The 21,349-nt window shown below is 68.1% G+C and carries 24 protein-coding genes and 1 other RNA gene; 2 read left to right on the plus strand and 23 right to left on the minus strand.

Translation table 11 applies throughout. The features are described from left to right. Positions 1-203: 203 nt before the first annotated feature. Complete coding sequence (locus G481_RS0118890) at positions 204-602, minus strand: hypothetical protein (RefSeq protein ID WP_028031370.1); 399 nt, start codon at positions 600-602, stop codon at positions 204-206. Positions 603-730: 128 nt separating this feature from the next. On the opposite strand from G481_RS0118890, the gene G481_RS0118895 reads away from it, so the two are divergent. Together G481_RS0118895 and G481_RS0118900 are read left to right on the plus strand one after the other, a co-directional pair. Beyond that, the gene (locus G481_RS0118895) at positions 731-2,110 is read left to right on the plus strand and encodes a M20/M25/M40 family metallo-hydrolase (protein WP_028031371.1); all 1,380 of its coding nucleotides are present in this window, start codon (positions 731-733) and stop codon (positions 2,108-2,110) included. Between the two features lie 63 nt (positions 2,111-2,173). Continuing rightward, positions 2,174-3,406 carry an Hsp70 family protein gene (locus tag G481_RS0118900; RefSeq protein ID WP_028031372.1) on the plus strand — a complete coding sequence of 411 codons (1,233 nt, stop codon included), beginning with the start codon at positions 2,174-2,176 and terminating at the stop codon, positions 3,404-3,406. Between the two features lie 57 nt (positions 3,407-3,463). Here the strand turns inward: G481_RS0118900 and rpmG are convergent, their stop codons facing one another. The 22 genes from rpmG to xth form a co-directional block, all read right to left on the minus strand. Then, positions 3,464-3,631 (minus strand): 50S ribosomal protein L33, encoded by a 168-nt coding sequence (gene rpmG / locus G481_RS0118905; protein WP_028031373.1) that lies wholly within the window; start codon positions 3,629-3,631, stop codon positions 3,464-3,466. A 117-nt stretch (positions 3,632-3,748) separates the two neighbouring features. After that, positions 3,749-4,393, minus strand: a complete 645-nt coding sequence (locus G481_RS0118910) for a DUF533 domain-containing protein (protein WP_028031374.1) — start codon at positions 4,391-4,393, stop codon at positions 3,749-3,751. Between the two features lie 136 nt (positions 4,394-4,529). Further along, positions 4,530-4,941, minus strand: an RNA gene (gene rnpB / locus G481_RS25330) — RNase P RNA component class A. Positions 4,942-4,982: 41 nt separating this feature from the next. Beyond that, positions 4,983-5,792, minus strand: coding sequence for a serine O-acetyltransferase (cysE, locus tag G481_RS0118915; protein WP_028031375.1), 810 nt, complete (start codon positions 5,790-5,792; stop codon positions 4,983-4,985). A gap of 74 nt (positions 5,793-5,866) precedes the next feature. Then, positions 5,867-9,751: a baseplate multidomain protein megatron gene (locus G481_RS0118920; RefSeq protein ID WP_028031376.1), complete on the minus strand. Its 3,885-nt coding sequence runs from the start codon at positions 9,749-9,751 to the stop codon at positions 5,867-5,869. A gap of 118 nt (positions 9,752-9,869) precedes the next feature. Beyond that, a complete protein-coding gene (locus G481_RS0118925) occupies positions 9,870-10,310 on the minus strand; it encodes a C40 family peptidase (RefSeq protein ID WP_035026793.1) in 441 nt (146 codons plus the stop codon). Beyond that, entirely contained in the window at positions 10,288-11,166 is an 879-nt protein-coding gene (locus tag G481_RS0118930; RefSeq protein ID WP_028031378.1) for a DUF2163 domain-containing protein, read from the minus strand. The genes G481_RS0118925 and G481_RS0118930 overlap by 23 nt, the downstream gene beginning before the upstream one ends. Further along, positions 11,163-11,795, minus strand: a complete 633-nt coding sequence (locus G481_RS0118935) for a DUF2460 domain-containing protein (protein WP_028031379.1) — start codon at positions 11,793-11,795, stop codon at positions 11,163-11,165. Before G481_RS0118935 ends, G481_RS0118930 begins: the two co-directional genes overlap by 4 nt. A 1-nt stretch (position 11,796) precedes the next feature. Continuing rightward, positions 11,797-12,450 carry a phage tail tape measure protein gene (locus G481_RS0118940; RefSeq protein ID WP_028031380.1) on the minus strand — a complete coding sequence of 218 codons (654 nt, stop codon included), beginning with the start codon at positions 12,448-12,450 and terminating at the stop codon, positions 11,797-11,799. Beyond that, positions 12,437-12,661 (minus strand): rcc01693 family protein, encoded by a 225-nt coding sequence (locus G481_RS0118945; RefSeq protein ID WP_028031381.1) that lies wholly within the window; start codon positions 12,659-12,661, stop codon positions 12,437-12,439. Before G481_RS0118945 ends, G481_RS0118940 begins: the two co-directional genes overlap by 14 nt. Further along, on the minus strand, positions 12,634-12,984 hold the full coding sequence (locus tag G481_RS0118950) for a gene transfer agent family protein (RefSeq protein WP_028031382.1): 351 nt from the start codon (positions 12,982-12,984) through the stop codon (positions 12,634-12,636). The genes G481_RS0118945 and G481_RS0118950 overlap by 28 nt, the downstream gene beginning before the upstream one ends. Next, a complete protein-coding gene (locus G481_RS0118955; protein WP_028031383.1) occupies positions 12,981-13,394 on the minus strand; it encodes a phage major tail protein, TP901-1 family in 414 nt (137 codons plus the stop codon). Before G481_RS0118955 ends, G481_RS0118950 begins: the two co-directional genes overlap by 4 nt. A 79-nt stretch (positions 13,395-13,473) precedes the next feature. After that, on the minus strand, positions 13,474-13,872 hold the full coding sequence (locus G481_RS0118960; protein ID WP_028031384.1) for a DUF3168 domain-containing protein: 399 nt from the start codon (positions 13,870-13,872) through the stop codon (positions 13,474-13,476). Then, positions 13,869-14,207 carry a head-tail adaptor protein gene (locus tag G481_RS0118965; protein ID WP_028031385.1) on the minus strand — a complete coding sequence of 113 codons (339 nt, stop codon included), beginning with the start codon at positions 14,205-14,207 and terminating at the stop codon, positions 13,869-13,871. The genes G481_RS0118960 and G481_RS0118965 overlap by 4 nt, the downstream gene beginning before the upstream one ends. Continuing rightward, entirely contained in the window at positions 14,204-14,788 is a 585-nt protein-coding gene (locus G481_RS0118970; RefSeq protein WP_028031386.1) for a head-tail connector protein, read from the minus strand. Before G481_RS0118970 ends, G481_RS0118965 begins: the two co-directional genes overlap by 4 nt. A 140-nt stretch (positions 14,789-14,928) precedes the next feature. Continuing rightward, the gene (locus G481_RS0118975) at positions 14,929-16,107 is read right to left on the minus strand and encodes a phage major capsid protein (RefSeq protein WP_028031387.1); all 1,179 of its coding nucleotides are present in this window, start codon (positions 16,105-16,107) and stop codon (positions 14,929-14,931) included. A 27-nt stretch (positions 16,108-16,134) separates the two neighbouring features. Continuing rightward, complete coding sequence (locus G481_RS0118980; protein WP_028031388.1) at positions 16,135-16,686, minus strand: HK97 family phage prohead protease; 552 nt, start codon at positions 16,684-16,686, stop codon at positions 16,135-16,137. 8 nt (positions 16,687-16,694) lie between these two features. Next, entirely contained in the window at positions 16,695-16,940 is a 246-nt protein-coding gene (locus tag G481_RS0118985) for a GTA head formation protein, RCAP_rcc01685 family (RefSeq protein ID WP_028031389.1), read from the minus strand. Beyond that, on the minus strand, positions 16,937-18,112 hold the full coding sequence (locus G481_RS0118990; protein WP_028031390.1) for a phage portal protein: 1,176 nt from the start codon (positions 18,110-18,112) through the stop codon (positions 16,937-16,939). Before G481_RS0118990 ends, G481_RS0118985 begins: the two co-directional genes overlap by 4 nt. Positions 18,113-18,464: 352 nt before the next feature. Next, positions 18,465-19,799, minus strand: a complete 1,335-nt coding sequence (locus G481_RS0118995) for a DNA-packaging protein (protein ID WP_028031391.1) — start codon at positions 19,797-19,799, stop codon at positions 18,465-18,467. Next, positions 19,750-20,079: a hypothetical protein gene (locus tag G481_RS24640; RefSeq protein WP_051294659.1), complete on the minus strand. Its 330-nt coding sequence runs from the start codon at positions 20,077-20,079 to the stop codon at positions 19,750-19,752. Before G481_RS24640 ends, G481_RS0118995 begins: the two co-directional genes overlap by 50 nt. A 221-nt stretch (positions 20,080-20,300) precedes the next feature. Next, on the minus strand, positions 20,301-21,083 hold the full coding sequence (gene xth / locus G481_RS0119005) for an exodeoxyribonuclease III (protein WP_028031392.1): 783 nt from the start codon (positions 21,081-21,083) through the stop codon (positions 20,301-20,303). Positions 21,084-21,349: the final 266 nt, after the last annotated feature.

The raw sequence follows: 21,349 nt of genomic DNA on the forward strand, positions 1-21,349 counted from the left end.
CCGTTTTCTCCCGTGGCTTCCGTTGCAACACGCATAGGCTAGCGCGTTGCAGGGGGCTTCAGCCTTGACATGCGTCAATCAAAGATGCGCGGGAAGTGGGCAATTTGCCGCGACCCTGATCTTGCTGGCGATTTTTGCGTCATGGCGACCATGCCAAAAGCGGGGCGGCTTGACAACTTGATTACATCCGCGGCCAGCCGGCGTCACTTCGCCGGCGCGACCTCCAGCACCACGACGCAATCGGGGCCCTTGGTCTTGGCAGCGTTGCAGGCGGCCGTGGCATCGGCGCGCGCCGTTTCCGCATCGGGCAGATCGGAAAGCGCGGTGGCCGAAGGCACCGGCTGCCCATCCCGGATGAAGCCTTCGCCTGGCGCCACGGCAATCGCTGTGAACCGGCCCGGACGGGTGACGAACAGGGCCAGCGCCTGTTCGTTGGTGGCGACCAGTCGCAGGGCGCTCAGCTCTTCGCCGGACAGGAAGGGGTGGACATGCACGGTGACCTGCTGCTTGCCCAGTTCCTGCACCTCGGCCGGCACCTCTTGCGCGAGCAGGGGCGATGCGATCACCCCAAGCGCCAGAACAGCCGTCGCAAACCCCTTCATCGTCACGCTCCACCAGTTGCCGGATCGGAGGCCACATCTACACCGCGCCGCCTGCCATGGACAGTCCCCAAAGCGGGGTCTAGCGTGGAGTTGATGCGGCCCGTCCGCGCAATATCAGGAGTATCGCCATGAGCCTGCAACCCGTCCTGGACCGGATCGACGCCGACCTGCCTGCTGCGCTGGACCGGCTGATGGATCTGCTGCGGATCCCGTCGATTTCCACCGATCCGGCCTTCAAGACCGATTGCGACCGGGCGGCGGACTGGATGGTGGCGGATCTGGCCTCGATGGGGTTCGAGGCGCGCAAATGCCCGACGCCGGGCCATCCGATGGTGGTCGCCCACCACAAGGGGCCCGAGGGCACGCCCAACCTGTTGTTCTACGGGCATTATGACGTGCAGCCGGTGGATCCGCTGAACCTGTGGCACCGCGACCCGTTCGACCCCGAAATCCAGGACGAAAACGGCCGGCGCGTGATCCGCGGCCGCGGGGCGTCTGACGACAAGGGCCAGCTGATGACCTTTGTCGAGGCGTTCCGGGCCTGGATCACAGTGCATGGCGCCCTGCCCTGTTCGATCACCGTGTTCCTTGAGGGCGAGGAGGAATCCGGCTCGCCCTCGCTGATCCCGTTCATGCGCGACAATGCGGATGAGCTGCGCTGCGATCTGGCGGTGATCTGCGACACCGGCCTGTTCGACAGCCGGGTTCCCGCGATCACCACCATGCTGCGCGGCCTGCTGGGCGAGGAATTCACCATCCGCGGCCCGAACAAGGATCTGCATTCAGGCAGCTTTGGCGGCGCGGCGATCAACCCCTTGCGGGTGATGGCCAAGGCGCTGGCGTCCTTGCATGACGAGACCGGCCGCATCACCATCGACGGCTTCTACGACGATGTGCCGGAACTGCCCGAGGAACTGCGCGCCCAATGGCAAGGGCTGGCGTTTGATCACGCGAAATTCCTGGGCGATGTCGGCCTGTCGGTGCCGGCGGGCGAGCAGGACCGCACGCCGCTGGAAATGCTGTGGTCGCGCCCGACCTGTGAAATCAACGGCATGTGGGGCGGCTATACCGGCGCCGGCTTCAAGACCGTCCTGCCGTCCGAGGCCCATGCCAAGGTCAGCTTCCGCCTGGTCGGCCAGCAGGATCCCTTCAAGCTGCGCGAGGCGTTCCGTGCCCACATCCGCGCCCACCTGCCCCCCGATTGCTCGGTGGAATTCCACGATCATGGCGCGGCGCCCGCCTCGGTCATGCCGGTGGATGATGCCGCCTTCGAGCTGTCGCGCGCAGCCCTGACCGAGGAATGGGGGATCCCGGCCGCTTATATCGGCTGTGGCGGGTCCATTCCCATCGCGGGCTATTTCCGCGACATCCTGGGCATGAACGCCATGCTGATCGGCTTTGGCAAGGATGACGACCAGATCCATTCGCCGAACGAAAAGTATGATCTGGACTGTTTCCACAAGGGTATCCGCAGCTGGGCGCGAATTCTGGCCAAGGTCGCGGCCTGATCCCCTTGCGCGGGCGGGCGGCATCCGCTACGGCGGCGCCCCCGCCGTAACACGAGGCCCGCCATGCCCGCGCCCACGCTTGCCGTCGATTTCGGCACCTCGAACACCGCCGCCGCCATCCTTGACGGCGGCACCCTCCGCCGGCTGGAGATCGAGCCGGGGTCCGAGACCTTGCCGACCGCCGTGTTCTTTCCGATGCGGGGAGAGATGCGCATTGGCTCTGACGCGGCCCGCGCGTTGATCGAGGGCGAGGAAGGGCGCTACATGCGCGCGCTGAAAAGCGTGCTGGGAACGCCGCTGTTCCATGACCCGCGCCTGATCGCGGGACGGCGCCGGACGCTGGCCCAGATCGTCACCGCGTTTCTGGTCACGCTGCGCGAGCGGGCCGAGGCCCAGACCGGCCACCGCTTCACCCGTGTGCTGTCAGGCCGCCCGGTGCAGTTCCACACCGGCGCGCCCGACCGCGACCAGCAGGCCGAGGCCGACCTGCGCGCCTGCTATCATGCCGCCGGGTTCGAGACGGTGGATTTCCTGTTCGAACCCGAAGCCGCCGCCATTGCCAGCCGCGATGCAGGGGCGGCAGGGGACATCGGGCTGATCGTCGACATTGGCGGGGGAACGTCGGATTTCACGGTGTTCCGGGGCGGCGAGAGCGTGGAAATCCTGGGCAGCCACGGCATTCGCCTTGGAGGCACCGATTTCGACCATGCCGTGTCGATGGATCACGCCATGCCGCTGCTGGGCCTTGGCGGCCAGTTGCGCCGCACTTTGGCCGACGGGCTGCTTCCTGTGCCGCGTGGGATCTACGTCGATCTGTCGACCTGGGCGATGATCCCGTTCCTTTACTCCCGCGACACCGAGCGGCTCGTCGAGGATATGGCAAGGCACGCCGTGGACGCACAGGCAATGGAACGACTAGCCACCGTCATCACCGATCAGCTTGGCCACGATCTGGCCTTTGCGGTCGAGGCCGGCAAGATCGCCGCGAACGACGGAACCGCCCGGGCCATGATCAACATGGGCATGGTGGCCCCCGGACTTGCCGCGCCAATCAGCCAGGCAAGCCTTGCCAGGGCGCTGGCAGACAGCCGCCTGCCGCTGGCCTCGGCGATCCGGCAGACGCTGTTCTCGGCCGGGGTCGATCCGCTGTCGGTGGGCACTGTCGTGCTGGTCGGCGGATCAAGCCTGCTCTCGCTGGTGCAGGACGAAGCCCGCGCCGCCTGCCCCGCCGCGCGCCTGCACCGCAGCGAGGTTTTCACCGCCGTGGTCGATGGCCTGGCACTTGCAACTGCCTGACATGCAAAAAGCCGCCCCACCGGGGCGGCCCTGCAAACGATCAGAAAGGCAATTGCCTTACTTGATCTTGCCTTCCTTGTACTCGACGTGCTTGCGCACGACCGGATCGTACTTGGTGACCGTGAATTTCTCGGTCATGGTACGGGCGTTCTTCTTGGTGACATAGAAGTGCCCGGTGCCCGCCGAGGAATTCAGGCGGATCTTGATGGTGGTCGGCTTCGCCATGGTCTCTCTCCTGCGCGATCTGAGGCAGCGGTCAGTCGCCGTCAGGGCGCGGTCCGCAAAATCTGAGCCCCGCCTTTGCCTTGGCAGCAAGCCAGAGTCAAGCCGGAATGTGCGCGATCAGGCCTTTGGCGCCGGTTTGCCCATGCTTGCATGAATGGCAGCGACCGTTCCCGCGTCCAGCCCCATCGCACCGGCCAGCGTCGACAGGAACTGCGCCTCGGCCGGGGTATCGGTCTGCACGGCCATCACCGCCGCCGAATAGACCTGCGCCTTGGCAGCATCCGCCGTGTCGCGGGCCAGCGCGATCGGGTCCACCGGCGCCATCAACTCGGCCTCGACAAAAGCGCGCTCTTGCGGCGTCGATTCGCCCAGATGCTGCATGATGACCGCGCGTTCCGCGTCGGTGATCTGGCCATCGGCGCGTGCAGCCTGAATCATCGCCCGGATCATCAGGCGGGCATTGGTCTCGGCCGCGTCGGTCGCGGCAGTCGTGCCGGTGATCTGGTCGATCATCCCGGTCATTCCGGCGCTCGCCGCAGCTCCCATGCCGCCCAGCGCCCCCAGAATGCCGGCCACGCCGCCAGAGCCGCCGCCCAGCTTGCCGAACATCGCCTCGGCCTGCGCCGCCATGCCTGCGGTCTGCGGGTTCTTCTTCAGGGCATCCTGAACCCCGGCCATCCCGCCCATCTGCTTGTATTTGTCAAAGCCCTTGGCGGCGGCGAACCCAACGGCCAGCGTGGCCAGCGTGCGGACGAAACTCATGGTGCGATTCCCTGTCTGCGGCGCCGGGCACCGGCCCGGACTCGTGAAACCATAACGCAGGATCGGCGTGGCACAGCGGGAAAAATCCCCCGGCGCAGCCGAGACGGCGCACTTAGACATATGGGAAGCCAATCAAATGCGCGGAAGGCCTGTAAGCCGGATTCTGTCCGGGGGTTTCCCCCTTGGATGACCATTCCTCTGGCCCCGCCGTTACCGGCGGGATCAAGCTGCCAACCCGGGCCTCTCGGGCTGAAGCGTCCCTGCGGCGGTATCGGTTGCCCGACCTGCCCCGCGCGAGGCCCCTATTCGGCATTGCTCCGGGTGGGGCTTGCCGTGCCGTCCCGGTTGCCCGGTCCGCGAGTGGGCTCTTACCCCACCGTTTCACCCTTACCCTGCATGCAGGGCGGTCTGGTTCTCTGTGGCGCTTTCCCTGGGGTTACCCCCGCCGGGCGTTACCCGGCACCCTTGCTTCATGGAGTCCGGACTTTCCTCGCATCCGGCGGTTTCCTTGCGGACTTCGCCGAACACGCGGTCATCCAGCCTTCCGCGCACCCGCTTCCTACGCGGGGCAGATGCGGGCGTCAACGGCTCAGGCGCCGTCGCTCAGCCGATGCTCCATGGTGACCGAGGGCTGCGCGCATCCAGCCTCGCCCACGACCCGTGCCGGCACGCCCGCAACGGTCGAACACGGCGGCACATCGTTCAGAACGACAGACCCGGCAGCGATGCGCGAACAGTGGCCGACATGGATGTTGCCCAGCACCTTGGCCCCTGCCCCGATCAGCACGCCATTGCCGATCTTGGGGTGACGATCGCCGTCTTCCTTGCCCGTGCCCCCCAGCGTCACCGAATGCAGCATCGAGACATTGTCGCCGACCACGGCGGTCTCGCCGATGACGATCGAATGGGCATGGTCGATCATCAGTCCCTTGCCGATGCGTGCCGCCGGGTGAATATCGACGCCAAAGACCTCGGACACCCGCATCTGCACGAAATAGGCCATGTCCGTTCGGCCGCGGCGCCACAGCCAGTGCCCGACGCGATAGGCCTGAATCGCCTGATACCCCTTGAAAAACAGGATCGGCTGGATCAGCCGATGACAGGCGGGGTCGCGCTCGACGACCGCCATCATGTCCGCCCGCGCGGCCTGGCCCAGCTGATCGTCACTGGCATGGGCCTCGTCGGCGATCTCGCGCAGGATCTGCTCGCTCATCTCGCCCGATGCCAGTTTCAGCGAAAAGCGGTACGACAGCGCCCGCTCCAGCGTCGGATGGTGCAAGATGCTGCCATGGATCAGCCCGCCCAAAAGCGGCTCTTGCCGAACGGCCTCTTCGCATTCGCGTCGGATGCGGTCCCAGACAGGATCGACAGCGGTCAGGCGGGCAAGAAGATCGGGCATGGAGGCCTCCGTAACAGGCATTCAGTCTATCAGATAGACCGCCCCGCCGCCACGGGAAGTGCCGCAGCAAAGTTTCAGTCCTGCAAATCCATACCTCGCCACAGCCCGGCCCCGAACCGATCCGAGATTTGTGCAACCTCCACCCTCCACGCGCCCGACACGCCATCTGCCAGCCGCTGCGCCGCCGGATAGACCCATTCGGGCTGCGAAACCACGACCTCGCGCCGAACGGCCGCACCCTGGCGCACCCGGACCCGATAGCTTTCCGCCGCCTCGCCCAGCGGAACATCCTCGGAAATCCAGCTGTCCCCGTCGATCCGCGTGCGCCTGATCCACCTGAACCGATCCTCACCCGCAACGCGATCACAGCGCAGATGAACCGGCACCAGCGGCCGCAACCCGTTGCCTGCAAAGGCCTCGACCCGGTGGACCACAGCCGGATCGTCATATCCCCGGGCAGCGACACCAATGCGGTAATGCCGCGCCAACCCGCGCTTGGACGGCGCAAGACTGATCTGCCCGACCGTGCGATCCAGCACAACAACGACCGAGCCCACCGGCCAGCTGTCCGGCATCACGGCATCGGTCCCGGCCTGCCCCCGCAAGCGCAGCGACAGATCCCACTCGCCCGGCGCAACCGCCACGGCCTCGCAGAACTGGAACACCTCCCAACCATCGGCACTGCCGTCCCCGATCGCCACCGCATTGGCGCCGTTCAACACCTGCATCTCGCTGGCCGAGGCAAGCTGCCCCCGGATCATCTTCACCCTGAGGGCCTCGCCGCGATCCCACAGCCCCGGACGCGCGCGGGGCAGCGGGCTCTGGGTGATCCCGATCGCTGCGGGGGCCGAGATCAGGCCGTTGACCTCATAGCCCGCGTCCTGATCCGCATCCCACAGCGCCACCGCCCCCATCCAGGGCGAGGCCGTCACCGCCAGGTGCGGCGCGACCGGATCCTCGGTGCCGGTCAGCAAGGGCAGGTCCAGGAACACCGGCCAGGCGGGCACAGGCGACACAAAGGCCCTGGGCACCGCCCGTTCCTCTGCCTCGTCCGAGGGCACATAGATCGCAGGCTCCACCCGCACCGCCTCGACCATGCACAGTCCCGAACTTTCGGCCCGGTCGATACGGAACAGGCCCACCTGCCCAAGATCAAGCACATCCCCAGCGCCAAGACCGGCCATGGACGGCGGCAGGGCAAAGCGCGCCCCATCGCGCGCGATGCGCGCCTCGGCCAGCCAGCGCTGTGCCAGCGCCCGCCCTTCGGCCCGTGTCAGGACCAGCGGCATCTCGGACTGGGCCGTGCCCTGATTGGCCTCGTCGGGAAAGGACGCCTCTTCGGTCAGCGCCTCGAAATCGCCCTCGGCCTCGATGAAATTCACGCGCACACGCCCGGCAACGCCTGCCCCGGCAGCGCGGGTCAGCTCGATATCGCCCGCTGTCTCGGACTGCACCGCCAGATCGCCCTTGGCCAGCGTGGAGGTCGGCTTGCCGGTCCTCATGCGGAACCGCAAGACACCATCGCGCTCGACCGCCTCGAACCCATAGGCCAGCATCAGGGGCTGCAACGCCGCACGCGCCGTATCGCCGCCCGTCTGCTGATAGCCGCGAACCACACCGTAAAGGCCCGAGACGTCGATGTCGCGCATCCCCGCCGCAGCGCAGATATCCGCCACCACCGCGGCCAGCGGCTGGCTGGTCGTGCGGCCGGAAATCCAGTGCCCGCGACTATAGTTCGCACCATCCGCCCAAAGCCCGGTATTGCCCGGAAACTGCGGGAACGGCCGCGCATCCCAGGCCCAGACAAAGGCGCGCGACATATCCACCATCGGGGCACCATAGGCCACCGACACAGGATTATGCGCCGCATCGCCCCAATACTCGGCCATGGCACGCAGATACTGCATCTGGATCAGATCGTCCCGGCGCCCCGTCGAATGCCGCGGCAGCACCGATTCCGACGATTTGGGATCCAGGAACAGGTTGGGCTGGTTCGTCGCCTTGTCGATCGCCGCGCAGCCCAGTTCGGTGAACCAGAACGGCTTCGATCCGGGCACCCAGGCCGTTGCCACCGCCTGCCGAACACCGCCGATCCGCTCGTGATGCGCGTTCTCCCACCAGCCGCGCAAATCCTTGACACGCCAGATCCAGTCCTCGCCATGCGCCTCGTCGGTGATCGGCGTGCGGACCTGCGCGGCCTCGGCCGCATCGCTGGCATAGTACCAGTCGAACCCCTCGCCCCCTGCGACGTTGGCCTTCAGATAGTCCAGATTGTAGATCGTCCCCCAGCCCGCATCGGCATGGTCCTCGCCCTCGCGCCAGTCCGACAGCGGCATGTAGTTGTCGATCCCGATGAAATCGACCTCCGGGTCCGCCCACAGCGGATCAAGGTGGAAATACCGCCCACCTTCGGGGCTGTGATACCCCCAATATTCCGACCAGTCCGCCGCATACGAGATCTTGCATTCCGGCCCCAGGATCGCCCGCACCTCGGCCACCAGCTGACGCAGCGCCGCCACGGCCGGAAAGCTGTCTCCTGCCCCGCGGATCTGGGTCAGCCCGCGCAACTCGGATCCGACGCAGAACGCCTCGACCCCGCCCGCCAGCGCGCACAGATGGGCATAATGCAGGATGAACCGCCGATAGCCCCAGTCACCCGCAGGACCGGAATAGACCACCTGCCCGCCCGAGACCGAAAAATGCTCCGGGGCCGCCGCGCCAAAGAACGCCGCAACCTCGGCCTCGGCCAATGCCGAGCGATCCGGGCTGCCCTCGCGCCCCGGCGCGACCGACAGGGTGATGCGCCCGCGCCAGGGCAGGACCGGCTGAACGCCCGCACCCGACCATGGATCGGGCAGACCATTCCCCGCCATCTGCTCCATGAGCACAAAGGGATAGAACATCACCGCCTGCCCGGCGGCCTTCAGCGCGGCAATCCCCTCCAGCACCGACGCATCGCCGGGTGTGCCCCCATAGATCGCGCGGCCATTGTCATCTTGCGGCACCGTCAGTGCCGCCCCCCGTGCAATGCCGCCCGCACGCCAGGGCTGGCCAGCGCCATCAAACTCGCCTTGCTCGACCTTGGGGCGCACCCGGCAGCTGCCACAGCGCAGATCATCGCCGAACCAGCTCACCACCAGCGAAACCGCCCCGCAGCCCGGCGCCTCGCCGGTCAGCTGCTCCAGCGCCTCGGCGAAATCCGTCCGGCGTCCGGCGCCATGGACATTGGCGCTGACGGACTGCCCCGGACCATAGGCATAATGCACCGGCGTCGTTGCCAGCGCATATTCCCCGGTCCCCGGCATCATTGCCACCGCCTGAACGGCGCCCTCCAGCCCCTCGCCCACCGCCCGGATCACCTCAAAGGAAAACTGCGGCACCCGGTTGCCGAACCGGCCCAGATCCAGATCCTCGATCACCACATAGGCAAGTCCGCGATAAGCCGGCACCAGACCCGCCCCCTCGACCGCCTCGATCTTCGGATCGGGCAGCTGATCCTCGGTCCCCGTGTAAACCCGCACGTCAAGGCTCTCCGGGTCGATCTCCTGCCCGTCGGCCCAGATCCGCCCGACCCGCGCGATCACCCCCTCGCACAGCGCCACCGCCAGCGAGACCGTGTAGGAATATTCCAGCGACACCGGCCGGCGCATCCCCTTGCCGCCGCGCACCCGCGTCACATCCTCCTGAAAGCGCGAGGCCCAGATCACCTGCCCGCCGACCCGCGCCCGGCCCCAGACCCGCGCCACCGGATCGCCCTCGCCAGCCCCCATGACGCGGAACCGGTCAACCCGCCCGACCTCGACCGGCGAAGATCCGCGCCCCAAAAGCCGCTCGTCGATCGCCCGCCCCAGCGTCGCGCCCACCGCCCGGCCGATCACCGCGCCGGACAGGCCCAGCACCGTGCCGCCAAACCCCGATCCGATCGCGGCGCCCGCCGCCGACAGCAACAAGGTCGCCATAGCCTACCCCCAAGCCCGCAAGTCCGTGCCTTGCTTCATCTGTCCAGAATTTCCCCTGAGGATCGCCACTGGTCCCAACGGGTCGAAGACCCGATCAGACCGGGTGGAAATCCCCCGATCAGCCTCGCCAGGCGAACCGCCCGGCCACCCGCCGTGCCCAGGGGGCCGACAACGGGCTCTCGATCACCGAATGCCCGGTATAGGCATGAACGAAACTCGCCCCCGCCCCAACCCGCGCCTGTATGCCCAGATGCTTGGCGATGCTGCCCGCCCGCATCCGGAACACCAGCACATCGCCCGCCGCGGCCTCGGCCAGCGGCTTTTCCACCAGCCAGCGCCGCGCGGCCTCCAGCAGCACCTCGTGCCGGCCCGGCTCGGCCCAGTCGGGCGTATAGGGCGGCACCGGGCAAGGCTCGCCCCCCAGCACCGCCCGCCACACACCGCGCAGCAACCCCAGACAATCGGCCCCCGCGCCCAGGCAACTGGCCTGATGCACATAGGGCGTCCCGATCCAGCGCCGGGCTTCGGCGACCACCTCAGCCTGCACGGCTGCCACCATCGTTCACCTCGCCCGCGCGCGGCACAGCCGCCAGCCAGTCCTCGCCCGGCAGATGCGGAAAGCCGCGAAAATTCAGGAAATTGGCGAATTTCAACCGGCAGGTCTCGGCGCGCCGATCACATCCTGCCTCCAGCCGGATCCGGTCGCCCGGCGCAACCGGCGCCCGCAGCGACTGCCACAGCTCGACCACCCGCGCGCGGCCTGTCAGACGGTCGTTCTTGACCACCTCGACCAGCCCCGCCGCCGCGCCGTCCAGCACCACCAGACGGCCACGATCGAACCAGCGATCATCGAACCCCAGGAAATCGCCAAAGCGGAACACCCGCCCGGCCTCGACCTCTTCGACCACCCGTTCCTCGCAATAGCCGGGCAAGGTCAGATCCACCCCGCAGCGCGTATCGCCCAGAATTGCCGAACAAGGCGCCTGATAGACCCGGCCCTGCGGCTGGTTGAGCAACTCGGCCAGGCCCCGCAATTCGGCCTGAAAGGCGCCCCCCGCCTGTACCACCTCGCCGATGGTGCCGCGAAAGCTCATCATCCGCTGCGCCGGATCGGCCCAGTTCACCAGCCAGGCCTCGATCCGCGCCCCGTCGAACCGCCCGGCCAGCAGATCGGCCTCGCTGATCGCCGCATCCGACAGGGCGCCCGCCGCCTCGATATTGTCGACCGCAAGCCCCGTGGTCTGGCTCAGCGCGCTTCCGCTCAGGCCGGCACCGGCGGCGAAAACCGTGCCGTCAAAGGTCAGGTCGCGGTCATGGTCGGTAAACCCCAGCACCACGCCATCGCCCCGCGTCAGCCGCCAGCAGCGCGCCACCGTGGTTGCGCCGGTCGCCAGATGATCCAGCAGTGCGCTCATACCCGCACCTCCACCACCGGCACCTGAGGCACATCCCCCGCCTGAAACGAGGCAACCGACACAGCGATCCGGTCCGTGTCAAAACGCACCGGCACGTCAAACTCGAACCCCGCGCGCACCTCGACCCCTTCGGGCACCGGATCGGCAAAGGTGATCAGTCCCGCCGCCAGATCGACCGACCAGGCCTCGGTTTCCACCATCGCCCGCCCCGCCAGGCTGACCCGGACCGACCCGGCGACCGGCTTGACGACCGGGCGCCAATACACCTGACCGCCCGATTCATAGGCCTTGCGCAGCGCGAACACCCGGCGCGCCCCATCGCCCTGCCCCAACAGCTGATCCATGTCGCCCGGCACGCCCTTGGGGGCGCAGGATTTGAAATCCGCCCAGTCCTTCCAGCGGAACCCGTGCAACTGCCCGCCCCGCGCCTCGAAGAACGCCACCAGCGCCGCCACATCATCCAGCGACCGCAGCCCCAGCCCCGCATCATACCGCCGCCGCGAATGCGCCCAGGGGCTGTTGCGTTCTTCGAAGCCGCTGGCCAGCGTCACGATATCCGTGCGCCGCTCTGGCCCGCCGACCGAACCAAAGCTCAGATTGGCGGGAAACCTCACCTCATGGAATGCCATCTCATCCGTTCCTTTGGCCGCGTGCCAGCGCCCGGCTCATCTGCGCGGCGATCTGGCTCTGGCTGCGCTGGAAGCCGGCAGCATCGGGGGTTGTGATGTTCATCACCACATTCACCGCCCGCCCGCCGCCACTGGCCACCACGCCCAGCCGCCCGTCCGCCCCGCGCGCCAGCGGCATGATCGCCTCGGGCCCCGCCTCGCCCATCAGCCCGGTGCCCCCCCGCATGGGAAAGGCCACCGGCGAGGTCACAACCCCGCCCTGCGCGAACGGCATCACCCGACCCTGGCTGAACGCCCCGCCATTGGCGAACGGCATCATCCCGGACAAAAGCGAGTTGACCCCGTTCGCGATCGCCCCGCCCACCGCGTTCTGCACCGGCCGCATCGCGGTGTTGTAGACGCTGCTCACCATCGACTGCGCCACCTGCCGCAGCGCGTCCGACAGCTTGAGCCCGTCGAAGACCAGCCCGTCAAAGGCCCGCCGCAGGCCCCCGCCGATCCCCAGCGTCAGGCTGCCCACCTCGCGGCCGGTGAACACCATGCTTTCCTGCATCCGCCGCAATTCGCCGTCAAAGGCCGCGGTCATGGCCTGCGCGCCGCCAAGGCTCGCCTCCAGTGCCGCAAGCTGCTCCGACAGGCTTTCAACATCCGCCATCCTCGCCTCCTGTCCTGCCATCGGGGAAGGCCGCCATCAGCGCCTCCAGCCGGGCACGCCCGACCGGCACCTCCGCCTCGCCGATCCCCAGCATGATCCGCAATTCCAGCGGGCTGAGGCGCCAGAACTCGGCCGGGGTCAGCCCCAGCCCCCCTGCCTCTGGCCGCCCCAGCCCCACCCGCATCAGCCCGGCCCAGTCGATGCGCCGCATCCTGCCTCCTCTGGCATGGCAAAGGCGCGGGCCAAGAGCTGCGCCGCGACCTGCGCCGCGCCCACAGGCCCGCCCGCCACCTCTGCCCGCGCCAAATCCGCCGCGCTGCCCGCCCAGCCGCCGCCCCGCAATCCCGCCAGCAGCACCGCCAGCACGTCGCGGGCCGAAAACCGCCCCGCCTCGAACCGCTCGACCAGCTCGATCAGACTGCCCGCACCGACCGCCGCTTCCAGCTCGGCCAACGCGCCCAGCGTCAGCTTGGCCCGGAGGCGCTGTCCGTCGATCACCACCGCCACCTCACCTGCCCAGGGGTTCACGCTCACAGCGCCACGAACTCCAGCACCCCGGCCGAGGCCAGGCTCAGCGAATAGGTCGCCTCGCCATTATGGCTGCCCGCATATTCGATGCTGGTGATCTGGAACGGCCCCTCGACGATGCCGAAATCGGGGATCACCACCTGGAAATCCGGCGTCTCGCCATCAAAGAAGATCTGCCGCGCCCGCGCATCGCTCGACGCATCGCGAAAGACGCCCGAGCCGGAAATCGAGGCGCTTTTCACCCCCGCCCCCGACAGCAGCTCGCGCCAGCCGCCGGTGGATTCCAGGCTCGTCACATCCACCGTTTCGGCGTTGAAGCTGATGCGCGTCGCCCGCAGGCCCGCCACCGTCTCGAACTGGCCATCGTCCGAAAGATCGACCTTCAGCAAAAGGTCCTTGCCGTTCTGCACCGCCATGGAAATCTCCGATTTGTCTGGGAATGCGGCCGCAACACCCTTGCCGGGCCGCCAGAATGTCGAGAAAAGTCAAGCGCCGCTACAGCTCGACTCGCGCCCGAAAGGTCAGGTCGATACGCCGCAGCGCCCCGTTGTCCAGCCGCAGCGCCCGCGCCTGCTGGAACCACAGCCCTGCCAGCCGACCACGCGCCAGCACCATGCCATCGCCCGTCAGCGCGTCCGAGATCGCAACCGCGATCCCCTTGGCCCCGGCAAACCCTGCGGCCCGGCTGACCACGCTCAGCACCATGCGGTGCTCTGCCCCCGCGCCGCTCGTGTCGGACGCATCGCGCGCCTCCTCCGGCCCGATCAGCACATAGGTCTCGGGTGCCACGCCCGACGGCACCGCATCCAGCACCGGCACCCCGGCCAGCGCAGGCCAACCCGCCAGCCGCTCATAGACCGCCGCCTGCAAGGCCGCCGCACCTGCATAGCTCATGCTGGCACCTCCTCGCGGGCGAAACAGGTCAGATAGCGGCCGGCCGCATCCGCCTCGGCCACGGCCAGAATGCGAAACAGCCGCCCGCCCTCGCGCAACCGCTGCCCGGCAACGGGTCGCGAGGGTGCCCCCTCGGGCGCGCCTCGCACCGTGATCTTCACCGGCACCTCGCCCAGGGCCACCGCCTCGGCCCCGCCTTCACGGCCGGTGCCAGGGGCGACCGCCACCCACAGATCGCCCAGCGCGGCCCACGCCACGATCAGCCCGCCCGCGCCATCAGAAACCTCGGACCGCGCCTCCAGCACCATGCGCCGGGTCAACCGCGGCGCGCTCATGCCCCGCCCCCCAGCACCCGCACGGTGCGCCAGCGTTCGATCAGCGCCATCACGCCAAACGGCATCGCGGCCTGAGCCGTCTCGTGGCGCAATTCGTGATACTGCGCCGCGCGCAGCAGCACCGCCTGCCGCAGATCGGCCGGCACCGCGTCCCAGGCGCCGAAGCCGGCATCGAACACCACCTCGGCGCGGCCGCCCTCAACCACCTCCGGGAACAGCGCGCCCACCGACACCAGCCTCGGGCGGTGCATGTCGGCCTCCAGCCGCCAGCGCGACCCCGCCAGCGCGGTCGCACCCGCGCCGTCCACCAGCGTCACCGACACCACCTGGCCGACCGGCGCCAGCGGCAACGCCTGCGCCGCCCTGTCCCGCCAGCGCACCAGCGCCAGCGAAAAACGCCGCGCGATCAGCGCCTTGCCGATCCGGCCTTCCACCGCCGCAAGGGCCGCCCGCAGGTAACCCGCGATCAGCGCATCCTGCATCCCGTCGTCGGAAAACCCGGTCCCCAGCCGCAGATGGTCCTTCATTGCCTGCACCGGCAGCGCGCCATCGGGCACCGGGGCCACTTCCGTCAGCATCATGTCCCGCTCTCCTCAAACCTCCGCCAAGGGGGCGCGCACCCCCGGCGCCGCTCGGGCGGAGGGGTATGCTAGACAACACCGAACAAGGGTGCGCGCCCGCCCGGCGACAGGGCGTCAGCCCCGCCGCCAGACCCGTCCCGTCACGAGACGGCGAACTTCAGCAGCTTGATCGCCGCGAAGTCGCTGACATCGCCGCCGACGCGCTTGGTGGCATAGAACAGCACATGCGGCTTGGCGCTGAACGGATCACGCAGCAGACGCAGGTCGGGACGTTCCGCGATGGTATAGCCCGCCTTGAAATCGCCAAAGGCGATGGCATAGGCATTGGCGCCAATGTCGGGCATATCCTCGGCGATCAGCACCGGATAGCCCATCAGGCGCGCCGGCTCGCCAGCCGCCAGACCATCGGCCCACAGGAAGCGGCCATCGTTGTCCTTCATCTTGCGCACGGCGCCGGCGGTCTTCGAATTCATCACGAAGGTGCCGTTGGCGCGGTAGCCCGCATCCAGCGCATAGACCAGATCGACAATGGCATCGGCCGGATCGGTGGCATCGAAATCGCCCGCAACGCCGGTGGCCACATAGCCAAGGCTGCCCCAGGCCCAGGTCCCCTCGGCCACCTTCGGATGATCCAGGAACCCGGTCGGCTTGTTCACGCCGTCCCCGCCGACAAAGGCCGCCGCCTCGGCGCGGGCAAAGCGGTCCGCGATGCGGCCCGCCAGCCAGCCCTCGATGTCAAAGGCCGCATCGTCCAGCAGGCGCTGGCTGGCCTTGGGCATCGCGTTCAGCTCGTGCAGCGGAATGCTGATCCGCTCGACCTGCGCCGATCCGGTTTCCGCCACCGGGGCCGCCTCGGTGCCCCAGCCATGGCCGACATCGCCGCGATCGACCAGCACGTCAAAGCTGATCGCCTCGACCTGCACCACATTGGCGATCTGGCGCAGCGACGAGGTGGTGGTCAGCACCGAACGGATGGTATCGGCGGTCTGCGGATCGACCAGATAGCCGCCTTCGGCATTGACGGCGGTGTTCAGGCCCTTGCCCTCCAGGACCAGCCCACGCAGGCCATCGTCGTTCCCACAGCGCAGATAGGCGTCAAAGGCCTTGCGGTGGGGCACTTCCACCTCGGCAGCCATCGACAGGGCGGGGCGGCCATGGGCCATGGTCTTGCGATCCAGCATCGTCATACGCTCTTCCGTTTGTTGCAGACGTTTCTTCACTTCGGCCTGAAAGCCGGTGAACTCTTCCAGGAACCCCGCCACTCCGCGGGCCGTCTCGCCAGGCACAGCTTCCCCGGCCCGAGACTTCAGCTCGGTCATCCCTTGCTCCTTTTTCAGGTTATGGCCTCAGCGGCCCGCCAGCTCGCGCCGCGCCTCGGCAAAGGCGGCGGTGAGCATTCCGATCAGATCCACCCCGGCATCCGCCTTGGCCTGGACCCGCGCCGATGGCAGCATGGGGAACGTCACCAGCGACACTTCCCACAGCTCCACCTCGGCAAGCAGCCTGCGCCCCTTGCCGTCCTTTTCCGCCCGCTTGGTGCGATAGCCGATGGACAGCCCGTCCACCGCCCCCGCCGCGATCAGCGCCGCTGCCTCGCGGCCCTTCGCCACCTCGGGCAGCAGACGACCCGATACCCAAAGGCCCCGGTCGTCCTCGCGCACCTCGTCCCACACGCCGATCGGCTGCGCGGGGTCGTGCTGCCACAGCATCTTGACCGCGCCCCGCCCCTTCAGCGCCGCCAGCGAGGCCGCATAGGCCCCCGGCAGCACCACATCGCCGCCCTGATCGGCCGCGCCGAACAGGCTGGCATAGCCCGCGATCCGGTGCGCCTCGTCAACCGACAGGCCCCGTTCGGGCCGGTGGAACTTGCGCTCCAGGCCCCCGTCATCCCAACCCATTGTGCCTCCTACTTCATCGCCGCCTTCAGAATGGCCTCGGCGCCCTGCGCCAGCAGGAACGCGGCCACCCCGTAAACCCCCAGCCAAAGCCGCTTTTCCAGCCGCTCCAGCGCATCGTCGATCTGACCCAGCCGCCGCTCCAGCGCGCTCCAGCGTTCCTCCGAAACCCGCTCGTTCGCCTCGATCCGCGCGGCGGCCGGGTCGAAACTGTCGTAAAGGAACCGCGACCCCCCCGAGGACCGCCGCGCGCTCATGCGCCCTCCGGCATCGGCGGCAGGCCCAGCAGGGCGCGTTTCTCGGCCGTGGTCAGGAACTCGGCCGCCGACACCCGCGACCATTGCGCCTCGCGCTCGGCCGCCAGCGCCGGCACCTGGTCCAGATCGGGCCGGATCTCCACCGCATCAAAGCCAAAGCCCGACAGCCAATGCGCCAGCGCCGCAGTCACCTTGGCCGCCAGCGGCAGCACCGTCAGACGAAAGAACGCCCGGTTGGCCTCCTGGTAATTGGCATAGGTGGCATCGCCCGGGATCCCCAGCAGCATCGGTGGCACGCCAAAGGCAATCGCGATCTCGCGCGCCGCCGCCTCCTTGGTCTGGTGGAACTCCATGTCGCTGGGGCTGAACCCCATCGGCTTCCAGTCCAGCCCCCCCTCCAGCAACATCGGCCGCCCGGCATTGCGCGCGCCCATATGGTGGGTCTCCATCTCGGCCACCAGCCGGTCATACTGATCGCCGCTCAACGACCCCGCCCCGTCCGGCCCCTTGTAGACGATGGCGCCCGACGGGCGCGCGGCATTGTCCAGCAGCGCCTTGGACCAGCGGCTCGCGCTCGAATGCACATCCAGCGCCACCGCCGCCGCCTGCAGCGGCGAGAAGCCATAATGATCGTCCTGCGGATGGAACGCCCGGATATGACACACCGGCTGCACCTCGCCCGTCATGTCGAACCGATGCCGGCGCCCGCCCACCGTGTAATCATAGGCCACCGGCCAGCCATCCGCCCCCGGCACCAACGCCATCCGGTCGGGGCGCAGCACATGCAGCTCGGCCACACCCGCCGCGCCTGGCACCGCCTCCAGATAGGCATTGCCCGCCAGCAGCAGATGGCCATAGACCGCTTCCAGAAAATCCGCCCGCCCCTGCACCGCATTGGGCCGACGGATCAGATCGGCCACCGGATGCACCTCATAGCGCCGCTCGCCATCTTGCACGACCAGAGGTAGCGCGGCCGCACTTTCCGCGATCAGCTTCACCGCCCGAAACGCCACCGGATTGCCCAGAAACCCGTTCCGCGTCAGCGACACCGTATCGCGCGGGCTCCAGGCCACCCCGCCCCCCGAGGCCATCGCCACCACCCGTCCGGTGGCCGAGGCCTTGACCTCCGGCACCACCGGCGCCGCCCCACGCTTGAGAAAATCGAACACCATCCGCCGCTCCTGATTCTCGCTCAAGGCGCGTCCAAAGCCCGGCTTTCCAAAACCGCACCTGCACCAGCGCCCCGCCCCGTTTTCTGCAAATCACCAAAGTCCACCCGCCGCGATACCGCCGCCCCCAGGGCCGCAATCACAAAGCCCGCGCCACGAAACCTGCGCGCGCCATCAAACCACGCCGCACGCCCTTCCGCGCCCCTGCCCCCGCGCCCCACAGACGCCCTGCAACACCCGGCGAGCGCGCCAGCCCCCCGCCGCCCCGGCCAAAGGGGGCGCCGCCCCCTGCCATTTTTGCCTTTTCCCAAATACCCCGCGGGGGGTCCGGGGGGCGCGAAGCCCCCGGCGCCGCCTACAGCCCCCGAACGCGCGGCCGCCCGCCTGGATCGACCATCAGCTCGCTCAAGGCCCAGACCAGCGCATCCACCCGGTCCGGGCTGCCCTTGCCCTGATAGCCCTGCACCGTCATGCGGCACATCTGATCCTCAAGGCCCGCCAGCCCCCGCACATGCTTGACCCGGCCCTGCTCATACAGCGCGGCCACCGGCTCGGCGCGGGCCGCCTTGCCCCGGCTCGCCCGCACCGCCTTGACCGGCGCCATGCCATCGACCGACCGGATCACCCGCGCCACCAGATCGCCGCCCTGATTGACCTCGGCGACGATCCGCTCCGCCCCGTGGCGATCGCGCGCGGCCACCGCTGCCCGCGCCCATTGGTCCGGGCTCGCCCCCGCCACCGTCGCATCCTCCAGAACAAAGGCGCGCCACTCTTGCGGCGCGCCCTGCATCTGAACCCCGACGACCACGATCCCGCATTCGTCCGATGTGTTGGTCCCGGTGACCGGCGGGTCCACCGCCACGACCACCCGGTCCAGCCTGGGCACCTCGTCGACCCGCGCCGCCTCGATCCCGGCACTGGTCCACAGCGCGCCCTCGGCGTCCTCCAGCAACACCCCGTCCAGCTCCTGCCGCCCCAGCCGTGTGCCGGCATAGCGCGTCTGCACCTCCTCCAGGAAACTCGCCGCCAGATAGGCCCGGTTCGCCTCGGTCGGCGCATGGGTGATCACCGTCGAGGGGTTGCGCAAGATCGCCTTCAGCACCGCCACATTCTGCGGCGTCGTCGTGACCACCTGCCGCGGGTGGCGCCCCAACCGCAGCGCGAACTGCAACATGTCCCAGCTCGGCTCGGCCTTCTTCCACTTGGCCAGCTCATCGACCCAGGCCGCATCGAACTGCGGGCCCCGCAGGCTGTCCGGCTCATGCGCCGAATAGACCTCGGCCACCGCGCCATTGGGCCACAGCAGCCGCCGCCGCCCCGCCTGCCATTCGGGGCGCCGGTCAGGGGGCGAACAGGCCATGATCCCGCTTTCGCCAAAGATCATCACCTCGCGCACCTGATCCAGCGTCTCGCCAACCAGCGCCACGCGACGCGCCCGCCCCGCATCGCAGGGCCGCGCGCCTTCAACCTCGGCGCGCACCCATTCGGCGCCCGCGCGGGTCTTCCCTGCCCCGCGCCCGCCCATGATGACCCAGGTTTTCCAGGCCCCCTCGGGCGGCAACTGATGCGGCAGCGCCCAGAATTCGAACACCCAGGGCAGCGCGGCCAGCGTCTGGTCGCTCAGCCCCCCCAGAAAGGCGTCAATCTGATCCGGCGTCGCGGAGGCAAGCCAGGCGGCGCCCGATCTCATCGCGCGCTGCGTCAAGATCGAACTCCCGGCCGCCTGCCAGCTCTCCGGCGTCTCGGCGAAGCTTCTCTGCATTCTGTCTCTCCGTGACCAGCACCTTCAGGGCGCCGCTGACGTCCTTGGTATATGTGGCCAGCTCCCGCGCCGTCTGGGCCGAGGCTTCCGCCTGCGCCTCGTCCAGAAGCTTCCTCAGGATCGTGCTGGCCAGGTCGAACAGTTCCAGGGCCTCAGCGGCTTCGTTCCGCAAAGGCCCGGTTTGCGAAACCGGCGTGTGGATTGTCATGGTGGTCGTGACCTGCCCTCTCATGCACCCGCACGAGCGGAAACGGAAAAGCGGCCGAGGGGTTTCCCCCGGGCCGCTGACCCACTTCTTCTAGCATGCACTCTTTCTACCAAAGAGCGTTCGCAGAGTCAATCCACTTTCGTCATGGTTGCGCCCCTCACAGCCACAAACCCCGTCGCGCATCCGCGAAATTGCGTGCAACACATTGAAACCAAACGACCTTATGCCAGCAACTGCACCCAGACCGGCACATGGTCCGAAGGCTTGTCGCGGCCGCGTTCGGCCTTTTCGATGCCCACATCCTCCAGAATATCGGCGGCCTGAGGGCTCAGCAGCAGATGATCGATTCGAATCCCGTTGTTCCGCTCCCAGGCGCCGGCCTGATAATCCCAGAACGAATACTGCCCCGGCCCCTGCACCTTCAGCCGGAACGCATCGTAATAGCCCAGCGCAAGGATTTTGCGAAACGCCGCCCGGCTTTCGGGGCGGAACAGCGCGTCATCCAACCAGGCCTCGGGCTTGGCGGCATCCTCGGGCTGCGGGATCACGTTGTAATCGCCGGCCAGCACCACCGGCTCCTCGCTGTCCAGCAGCTCGGCGGCACGCGCGCGCATCCGCTCCATCCAGCCCAGCTTGTAATCGAACTTCGGCCCCGGCGCCGGGTTGCCGTTCGGCAGGTACAGCCCCACCACCTTGACCGCCCGCGCCTCGCCCATGACCGTCGCCTCGATCCAGCGCGCCTGCTCGTCCCCGTCATCGCCCGACAGGCCGCGCGATACATCCTCCAGTGGCAGACGCGACAGAATCGCCACCCCGTTAAAGCTCTTCTGGCCATGGGTTTCGACCCGATAGCCCATGTCCTCGAAATGCTGGCGCGGGAATCCCTCGTCGACCGTCTTGATTTCCTGCAACAGCACCACATCCGGCCGCTCTTCGCCCAGCCAGCGGGTCAGCGCCTCGAACCTGGCCTTTATACCGTTGATGTTGAAGGTATAAATCCGCATCTTGCCACCTCGTGCGCCTTGTCCTTGCCATGATTACCCCTTGGGGGGCCACAGGCCAAGCCGACTTTCGCCATTGTTTCGTCCAAGTCACGAAATCCGCAACCATTTCGGGAATTTGTTTCCATTCTTGGGGTTTCCGAATCCCGGCAAACATGGATAACACTTGAGAAGTCAAAGAATCCCCGGGATTGCCAGATGACCATGACCCAAGCTGTCCCGGACGTAGTCGCAAACGGTGCCCCGCGCAGTTGCGCCCCTACCCAGCC

Source organism: Gemmobacter nectariphilus DSM 15620, assembly GCF_000429765.1.
Classification (GTDB): domain Bacteria; phylum Pseudomonadota; class Alphaproteobacteria; order Rhodobacterales; family Rhodobacteraceae; genus Wagnerdoeblera; species Wagnerdoeblera nectariphila.